The organism is Aquitalea pelogenes (assembly GCF_001515305.1).
In the GTDB taxonomy this organism is placed as follows: Bacteria; Pseudomonadota; Gammaproteobacteria; order Burkholderiales; family Chromobacteriaceae; genus Aquitalea; species Aquitalea pelogenes.
This window is the reverse complement of record NZ_LNQV01000145.1, coordinates 1-237: the sequence shown is the minus strand read 5'-3', so window position 1 is coordinate 237 and position 237 is coordinate 1. Positions and strand designations below refer to the sequence as shown.

Annotated in this window: 1 protein-coding gene; it reads right to left on the bottom strand. The window is 65.0% G+C overall.

Features of this window, described 5'->3' with window-relative positions; all coding sequences use genetic code 11:
• The coding region (locus AWT75_RS20555; protein ID WP_153013423.1) for a hypothetical protein at positions 1–217 on the bottom strand (217 nt) is incomplete at its 3' end.
• Between the last annotated feature and the right edge of the window lie 20 nt (positions 218–237).

Here is a 237-nt window from a genome sequence, read left to right as displayed (position 1 = left end):
TGCGCTTGAGGCCGCTGGGCCCCAGCACCCACGGGCGACGCGGGTCGATGCGCGGAATGGCCTGGGTAGAAAAATCCATCACTTCTCCTTGTAAGCAGCAGCGGACGGGCGAAGTCTGTGCTTCTGCCCCGGCTCGCCTGCGCTTGAGGCCGCTGGGCCCCAGCACCCACGGGCGACGCGGGTCGATGCGCGGAATGGCCTGGGTAGAAAAATCCATCACTTCTCCTTGTAAGCAGC